The 8,350-nt window shown below is 62.7% G+C and carries 8 protein-coding genes; 5 read left to right on the top strand and 3 right to left on the bottom strand.

What is annotated here, in order from left to right:
- Positions 1-32: 32 nt before the first annotated feature.
- From NUV89_RS13355 to aspA, 3 genes are all read right to left on the bottom strand, one after another.
- Positions 33-1,010 carry an asparaginase gene (locus tag NUV89_RS13355; protein WP_257781689.1) on the bottom strand — a complete coding sequence of 326 codons (978 nt, stop codon included), beginning with the start codon at positions 1,008-1,010 and terminating at the stop codon, positions 33-35.
- Positions 1,011-1,087: 77 nt separating this feature from the next.
- Complete coding sequence (locus tag NUV89_RS13360; RefSeq protein WP_257781690.1) at positions 1,088-2,533, bottom strand: sodium:alanine symporter family protein; 1,446 nt, start codon at positions 2,531-2,533, stop codon at positions 1,088-1,090.
- 380 nt (positions 2,534-2,913) lie between these two features.
- Complete coding sequence (gene aspA, locus NUV89_RS13365) at positions 2,914-4,338, bottom strand: aspartate ammonia-lyase (protein ID WP_017739004.1); 1,425 nt, start codon at positions 4,336-4,338, stop codon at positions 2,914-2,916.
- A gap of 182 nt (positions 4,339-4,520) precedes the next feature.
- Here aspA and NUV89_RS13370 point away from each other — a divergent pair, with 182 nt between their 5' ends.
- The 5 genes from NUV89_RS13370 to NUV89_RS13390 all read left to right on the top strand — a co-directional run bounded on the left by NUV89_RS13370 (position 4,521) and on the right by NUV89_RS13390 (position 8,276).
- Complete coding sequence (locus NUV89_RS13370) at positions 4,521-5,429, top strand: LysR substrate-binding domain-containing protein (RefSeq protein WP_192298058.1); 909 nt, start codon at positions 4,521-4,523, stop codon at positions 5,427-5,429.
- A 288-nt stretch (positions 5,430-5,717) separates the two neighbouring features.
- On the top strand, positions 5,718-6,209 hold the full coding sequence (gene purE / locus NUV89_RS13375; RefSeq protein WP_003176980.1) for a 5-(carboxyamino)imidazole ribonucleotide mutase: 492 nt from the start codon (positions 5,718-5,720) through the stop codon (positions 6,207-6,209).
- 12 nt (positions 6,210-6,221) lie between these two features.
- A complete protein-coding gene (locus NUV89_RS13380) occupies positions 6,222-7,307 on the top strand; it encodes a 5-(carboxyamino)imidazole ribonucleotide synthase (RefSeq protein ID WP_257781691.1) in 1,086 nt (361 codons plus the stop codon).
- 105 nt (positions 7,308-7,412) lie between these two features.
- The gene (locus tag NUV89_RS13385; protein ID WP_017739000.1) at positions 7,413-7,658 is read left to right on the top strand and encodes a GlsB/YeaQ/YmgE family stress response membrane protein; all 246 of its coding nucleotides are present in this window, start codon (positions 7,413-7,415) and stop codon (positions 7,656-7,658) included.
- A gap of 81 nt (positions 7,659-7,739) precedes the next feature.
- On the top strand, positions 7,740-8,276 hold the full coding sequence (locus tag NUV89_RS13390; protein ID WP_257781692.1) for a DUF3299 domain-containing protein: 537 nt from the start codon (positions 7,740-7,742) through the stop codon (positions 8,274-8,276).
- Positions 8,277-8,350 lie beyond the last annotated feature (74 nt).

An 8,350-nucleotide genomic window follows, 5' to 3' on the forward strand; every position in this document is an offset into this window, starting at 1 on the left:
TCAGAAAGGCGGTGCATATCTACAGGCTCGGCTCAGCCGAGTTCACCGCACAGGTTGGTTTCCACCAGGCGGCGGATCTCGGCGTTGGTCAAGCCGGCACCGAGCAGTGCATTGAGCTTGCCGAATGCCGCTTCACGGGTCATGCCGCCGCCCGACAGTACACCCACACCGCGCAAACGGCTGCCGGCTTCGTAGACGTCCAGCTCAACGCCGCCTTCATGGCACTGCGTGATCGCGACCGCCACCACGCCCTGGTCCTGTGCCCGCTGGAGGCTGGCGAGGAACTCGGGGTTGTCGCTGGGCCCGGTGCCGCTGCCGAAGCATTCCAGGATCAGGGCCTGGATGCCGCTGTCGATCAGGGCGTCCAGCTGCGCCGCACGGATGCCGGGCACCAGCGGCAGAACGCCGATGTTGGCCAGGGCTTTTGGCTGGCGATAGTCCAGCGCGTGCGGGATGGATTCGGCACGGGCCACGCCGCCCTGGCGATTCAGCGCCGCGAACGGGTTGCGGCCGAAACTGCGGATTTTTGCACAGGCAGTCGGCGCCATCAGCGCGCCGTGGAAGTGCAGGTGCACACCCGGGGCCAGGCCTGCGGCCAATGCCTGCAAGGCACCGCTGACATTTTCCCAGGCATCGCTGTCCGGCACGCCGGCCGGCAACATGGAGCCGGTGAACACCACCGGCGCCGGCAGGCCCAGCAGTTGGAAACTCATGGCGGCCGCGCTGTAGGCCAGGGTGTCGGTGCCGTGCAGGATCAGCACGCCATCGCAGCCTTGGTCCACGGCGTCGATTACCGCCGTGCGCAGGCGCTGCCAATAGGCGGGGGTCATGTTGGCGCTGTCGATCAGCGGGGCCATTTCCTGGAATTGCCACGCGGGCACAGGCTGGCCGGCGAGCTGTTCACGCATGCGGACTTCAAAGCCGGACGCGGGCGCCAGGCCGTTGGCGCTGGCCTGCATGCCAATAGTGCCGCCGGTGTAGAGCACCATGACGTTGCTAGATGGGGACATCGAATTTTCTCCTGAACGAAAAACGCCGCACGGCCCCGAGCATGCCCAAGGTCGTGCGGCGTGTCATCTACCTACGCTTAGCGCTGGGCTTGGGCGTTGAGTTCAGCCGATGGCGCTGCATCCGGTTTTGCCGGATTGGCCGGCCAGGCCTTGCGGTCCAGGTCCAGGTCAGGGAACTGGCTGGAGTCGAACACTGGCGTCTTGATACCGGCTGCGCGCTGGTTGTCGTAGTCGTTCAGGATGCGCATGGCGATCTTGAACAGGAACGCCAGGGCGAACAGGTTGACGAAGGCGAGCATGGTCATGGTGATGTCGGCGAACGCGAACACGGTGCTCAGGTTCTCGATCGAACCCCAGAAGATCAGGACCAGCACCAGCGTGCGGTAGCCGATCAGCACTTTGCGGTTGTTGCCCACTAGGAAGCGCAGATTGCTCTCGCCGAGGTAGTAGTTGTACATGATCGAGGTGAACACGAACAACGCCAGGGCCACGGAGATGAACATGCGGCCCCAGTCGCCGACCACGGCCGCCAGGGAGTTCTGGGTCAGGGCAATGCCGTCGCCTTCAAAGCCTGGGGTGTAGAAGCCGGAGAGCAGGATCAGCAGCGCGGTGCAGGTGCAGATCACGAAGGTGTCGAGGAACACGCTGAACGCCTGGACCACGCCCTGGGCAATCGGGTGCTCTACGGAAGCCACTGCCGCCACGTTGGGCGCACTGCCCAGACCGGCTTCGTTGGCGAACACGCCGCGTTTCACGCCCATGATGATCGCGCTGCCCACCAGGCCTCCGAAGGCTTGGTCGAGGCCGAACGCGCTCTTGACGATGGTCATCAGCATGGCCGGGACGTGGTCGAATTGCAGCACGATCACGTACAGGGTCACGGCGATGTAGACCAGGGTCTTGACCGGCACCAGCAGGTCGGCAATCGAGGCGATGCGCTTGATCCCGCCGATGAACACCAGGCCCAGCAATGCCGCGAGGGCCAGGCCGGTGTAGGTGGTGTCGAGGCCGAAGGCGTTGTTCAGCGAGTGGGTCACAGCGTGGGCTTGCAGGCCGTTGAAGGCGAAGCCGAAGGTCACCAGCAGCAGGAACGCCATGACCATGCCCAGCCAGCGCTTGTGCAGGCCATGCTGGATGTAATACGCCGGGCCGCCACGGTAGGTGCCTTCAGCGTCGGTGCGCTTGTACAGCTGGCCGAGGGAGCATTCGATAAAGCTCGACGACATGCCCACCAGCGCGGTGACCCACATCCAGAACACGGCGCCTGGGCCACCCAGGGTCACGGCAATGCCGACACCGGCGATGTTACCGGCACCGACACGGCCGGCCAGGCTGAGCATCAACGCCTGGAACGAGCTGAGCTGATCGGAGCTGCTCTTCAGGCTGTCTTTAAACACCGAGAACATGTGGAAAAAGTGGCGTAGCTGTACGAAACGCGAGCGAATCGTGAAATAACCGCCGAGCCCGACAATGAGCACGATCAGTACTTTCCCTGAGAGGAAGTCGTTGATGACTTCGAGCATGGAGTGTTCCTCGCTGATTTTTCTAATGGCAAACGCAGGACGGTGCGACGCCGTCGCTTAGCACCAGGCAGTGCGCGACAGTTCGACCCCAATCCTTTTGCGGGTTGTTATTCATGCGGTTTCGCGTGTGTATCCGGGCCTCGTTACCGACGGCCGCAGCGCGAAGAGGGGCGGCACTATACCTAGGAGCGCGTGATCCGTCTGCACGGGGCGATTAAAGGTTTCAGCAGGGCGGTGGGCTTGCAGGGCGATATTGGATTTTTTATGGGCGTCATTTCACAACCTTGAGGCAAAAAAAAGGGCCTGAAGAACGAGCCTTCAGGCCCTCAAAAGGTGAGAGGTGTCTAGTCCCTCAACCTGGTGAGCGGTGCAACAAACGCTTAGGCCTTCAGCGGGACCAGGCGTGGAGCGATCATGTTTTCCGGGCGCAGGATGTCGTCGAGCATGGCGTCGTCGAGCAAGCCTTCTTCGCGCACCAGTTCCAGCACGCCGCGGCCGCTTTCAAGGGCGATACGGGCGATGCGGGTGGCGTTTTCATAGCCGATGTACGGGTTCAGCGCGGTGACCAGGCCGATGGAGTGCTCCACCAGTTCGCGGCAGCGCGCTTCGTTGGCGGTGATGCCGACGATGCAGTGTTCGCGCAGCATGTCCATGGCGCGTTGCAGCAGGCGGATCGAGTCGAAGATCTTGAAGGCGATCAGCGGCTCCATCACGTTCAGTTGCAGTTGGCCGCCTTCGGCTGCCATGGTCAGTGCCAGGTCGTTGCCGATCACTTGGAATGCCACTTGGTTCACGGCTTCCGGGATCACCGGGTTGACCTTGCCGGGCATGATCGAGCTGCCTGGCTGACGCGCTGGCAGGTTGATCTCGTTGATCCCGGTACGTGGGCCGCTGGACAGCAGGCGCAGGTCGTTGCAGATCTTCGACAGCTTCACCGCGGTACGCTTGAGCATGCCGGAGAACAGCACGAAGGCGCCCATGTCAGAGGTGGCTTCGATCAGGTCGGCAGCCGGTACCAGCGGCTGGCCGCTGATGGTGGCCAGGCGTTGTACGGCCAGGGCCTGGTAGCGCGGGTCGGCATTGATGCCGGTACCGATGGCGGTGCCGCCCAGGTTCACTTCGGTGAGCAGTTCTGGCGCCAGGGTTTTCAGGCGGGCCAGGTCTTCACCGAGGGTGGTGGCGAAGGCGCGGAATTCCTGGCCGAGGGTCATCGGCACAGCGTCTTGCAATTGGGTGCGGCCCATTTTCAGCACGTGGCCGAACTCGACGCCCTTGGCGGCGAAGGCTTGGATCAGGCTGTCGAGGCTGGCCAGCAGCGCGTCGTGACCCAGCAGCAGACCCAGGCGGATCGCGGTCGGGTAGGCGTCGTTGGTCGACTGCGCCATGTTCACGTCGTTGTTCGGGTGCAGGTACTGGTACTCGCCCTTCTGGTGACCCATGGCCTCCAGCGCGATGTTGGCGATCACTTCGTTGGCATTCATGTTGGTTGAAGTGCCAGCGCCGCCTTGAATCATGTCCACCACGAACTCTTCGTGGAAATCGCCGCGGATCAGCCGGGCACAAGCTTCGCTGATGGCAGCGTGCTTGGCTTCACTGAGCTGACCCAGCTCGCGGTTGGCGTCGGCCGCCGCTTGCTTGACCATTGCCAGACCGACCACCAATTTCGGGTAATGCGAAATCGGAACGCCCGAGAGGCGGAAGTTGTTCACCGCTCGCAGGGTCTGGATGCCGTAATACGCTTGGGCAGGTACTTCGAGTACGCCAAGCAGGTCTTTTTCGGTACGGAAAGATGCAGCGGAGGACATGACGGAAATCATCTCGATATGGACCCGGAACTGGCCGGAACGCTGCGAATGCTAGGCTTGTGTGAGTTTTTGGGCCAATGCTGTTCAGCACTGGGCTATGCATAAACGGCATAATGCAGGTGTGACCCGGCTATCATGGCGGGCGTGTGTACCAAAATGGTGCGTACCCGTGGAGGGAAGTGATGAACCTTGAGAGCAAATGGCTGGAAGACTTCAGCGCCCTGGCGGCCACCCGCAGCTTTTCCCAGGCGGCGGAACGGCGCTTTGTCACCCAGCCGGCATTCAGCCGACGCATTCGTAGCCTTGAAGCTGCGCTGGGCCTGACCCTGGTCAACCGCTCGCGCACGCCGGTGGAATTGACGGCGGCGGGGCAGTTGTTCCTGGTGACCGCGCGCACCGTGGTCGAACAGCTCGGTGAAGTGCTGCGCCATTTGCATCACCTGGAAGGCGGGCAGGGCGAAGTCATGCAAGTCGCGGCGGCGCACTCCCTGGCGCTGGGCTTCTTCCCACGCTGGATCGCCCAGCTGCGTAACGAAGGCCTGAACATCGCCACGCGGCTGGTCGCCACCAACGTCGGCGACGCCGTGCACGCCCTGCGCGAAGGCGGTTGCGACCTGATGCTGGCGTTCTACGACCCCGACGCGGCGATGCAGATGGACGCGGAAATCTTCCCCTCCCTGCACCTGGGCAACACCGAAATGCTCCCGGTGTGTGCCGCCGATGCCGATGGCAAGCCGTTGTTCGACCTCGAAGGCGAGGGCAGTGTGCCGCTGCTGGCCTATAGCGCCGGTGCATTCCTTGGTCGCTCGGTGCACCTGCTGCTGCGCCAGCGTGCCTTGCGCTTTACCACCGTGTACGAAACCGCCATGGCCGACAGCCTCAAGAGCATGGCGCTGGAAGGGTTGGGCATCGCCTGGGTGCCGCAACTGAGCGTGCGCGCAGAACTGGCACGCGGTGAGCTGGTGGTATGCGGCGGCCCGCAATGGCATGTGCCGCTGGAGATTCGTTTGTATCGCTGTGCGTTGGTACGCAAGGCCAACGTGCGGTTGTTGTGGCGTAAGTTGGAGGGTGGGGCGGCGCAGGGCGCTTGAGTGCGCTGAAGATCAATGTGGGAGCAGGCAAGCCAGCTCCCACATTGACCCAGTTCCCATGGGGAGTGGGTGTTGGTTTCGCTGACCTGAAAGTCAATAAAACCGCCACTTTGCCCCGCTAGACAGATGGTCATCCAAGGGGCTGTTTATCTGCATTATTACGGTATACTGCGCGGCCTTCGGCCGGTCCAACCGGCCTAATTTCGTACAACAAGCCACGCCGGATTTCCCGCGTGGCTTGTTGTTTTTTGACGCGCCTGCGGGCGCCCAGAGAGAAGAGGCACGACGATGAGTGCATTGGTTGGCGTGATCATGGGCTCCAAGTCCGATTGGTCCACCCTTAGCCACACCGCCGATATGCTGGAAAAACTCGGCATTCCGTATGAAGTGAAAGTGGTCTCTGCCCACCGCACCCCGGATTTGCTGTTCCAGTATGCCGATGAAGCAGAATCCCGTGGCATCGAGGTGATTATCGCCGGTGCCGGCGGTGCAGCTCACTTGCCCGGCATGTGTGCGGCCAAGACTCACCTGCCAGTACTCGGCGTGCCGGTGCAGTCGGCGATGCTCTCGGGCGTGGATTCGCTGTTGTCCATCGTGCAGATGCCCGCCGGCATTCCGGTGGCGACCCTGGCGATCGGCAAGGCCGGCGCGATCAACGCCGCGCTGCTGTCCGCCAGCATCCTGGGCGCCAAGCACCCGCAGTTCCACGCGGTGCTGAAGAAATTCCGTGCTGAGCAGACAGACAGCGTGCTGGACAATCCAGACCCACGCATCGCCTGAGGTTGTTGATTGATGAAAATCGGTGTAATCGGTGGCGGCCAACTGGGCCGCATGCTGGCCTTGGCGGGAACCCCGCTGGGGATGAACTTCGCTTTCCTGGACCCGGCGCCGGACGCTTGCGCGGCCGCGTTGGGTGAACACCTGCGCGCTGACTACAGCGACCCGGATCACCTGCGCCAACTGGCCGACGAAGTCGACCTGGTGACCTTCGAGTTCGAAAGCGTGCCGGCGGAAACCGTGGCCTTCCTCTCGCAGTTCGTGCCGGTGTACCCGAGCGCCGAAGCCTTGCGCATCGCCCGTGACCGCTGGTTCGAGAAAAGCATGTTCAAGGACCTGGGCATTCCCACCCCGGCCTTCGCCGACATCCAGTCCCAGGCGGACCTGGACGCCGCCGTCGCCAGCATCGGCCTGCCGGCCGTGCTGAAAACCCGCACCCTGGGTTACGACGGCAAGGGCCAGAAAGTCCTGCGCACCGCCGCTGACGTGGTCGGCACCTTCGCCGAGCTGGGCAGCGTGGCCTGCCTGCTGGAAGGCTTCGTGCCGTTCACCGGCGAAGTCTCGCTGATCGCCGTGCGTGCCCGTGATGGCGAAACCCGCTTTTACCCGTTGGTGCACAACACCCACGACAGCGGCATCCTCAAGCTGTCCGTGGCCAGCACCGACCACCCGTTGCAGGCCCTGGCGGAAGATTATTCCAGCCGCGTGCTCAAGCAGCTGGATTACGTCGGCGTGATGGCGTTCGAGTTCTTTGAAGTGGACGGTGGCCTCAAGGCCAACGAAATCGCCCCGCGCGTACACAACTCCGGGCACTGGACCACCGAAGGCGCCGAGTGCAGCCAGTTCGAAAACCACCTGCGGGCGGTTGCGGGCTTGCCGCTGGGTTCCACGGCCAAGGTCGGCGAAAGCGCGATGCTCAACTTCATCGGTGTAGTGCCGCCTGTGGAAAAAGTCATCGCCATCGACGACTGCCACCTGCATCACTACGGCAAGGCCTTCAAGGCCGGGCGCAAGGTCGGCCACGCCAACCTGCGTTGCAAGGACCGTGGGACGCTGCAAGCGCAGATCCTCAAGGTTGAAGCGCTGATCGCCGAGCAATAAGCCAAGTCCGACGGGAACCATTGGTGATCGTCGTCTCTCTGATTGCAGGATGCCAAAGCCTGACTAGGCTTTGGCATAGCTCACCTACATTCAGAGGGAAATGCCATGGGTATCATCGGAACCATCTTTATCGGCCTGATCGTCGGCCTGCTGGCGCGTTTCCTCAAGCCGGGCGACGACAGCATGGGCTGGATCATGACCATCCTGCTGGGTATCGCCGGCTCCCTGGCGGCGACCTACGGTGGCCAGGCGCTGGGCATCTACCAGGCGGGTCAAGGCGCGGGCTTCATCGGCGCATTGATCGGCGCGATCATCCTGCTGGTGATCTACGGCCTGATCAAAAAGAAATGATCTAAGCGACAAAGCCCTCTGCGCTGCGCAGGCGCAGAGGGCTAGAATGCCGGCACTGTTTTCCTTGCCGAGCTGCTCCCCATGCGCCGTCTTCTGTTGACCCTCCTCTTGCTCGGCCCAGGCCTGGCGCACGCCGGCGAACTGCCGGAAACCGACTGGCTCGACCTGATGCCACTGTCGGACCAGAAAGCCCTCGAAACCATGCCCGAGATCGACCACAACTCCCCCGAAGCCCAAGGCACGTTCACCGACAAAGGTGGCCTGAAGCAGAGCAAAGGCTTGCCGGCGGTCATGTATTCCACCAAGACCGTGGCGGCGATGAACGGCAAAGACATCCGCATCGGCGGTTACCCGGTGCCGCTGGAAACCGACGCCAAGGGCCGCAGCACGCTGTTCTTCCTGGTGCCGTACCCAGGCGCGTGCATCCACGTGCCGCCACCGCCGCCTAACCAGCTGGTGCTGGTGCGGTATCCCAAGGGGCTGAAGCTGGATGATATCTACACGCCGTTGTGGGTGACGGGCACTCTCAAGGTCGAAAAGGTCAATAACGACTTGGCTGACGCCGCTTATGCGCTGGATGCGGGGAAAGTGCGCGTAGTAAAAGAGTCCGACCTCTAAAGCCCAGCGACGATCCAATGTGGGAGCGGGCTTGCTCGCGAATGCGGTGTATCAGAACCAGATGAGCTGGCTGA

The organism is Pseudomonas sp. 18.1.10 (genome assembly GCF_024655625.1).
Lineage (GTDB): Bacteria > Pseudomonadota > Gammaproteobacteria > Pseudomonadales > Pseudomonadaceae > Aquipseudomonas.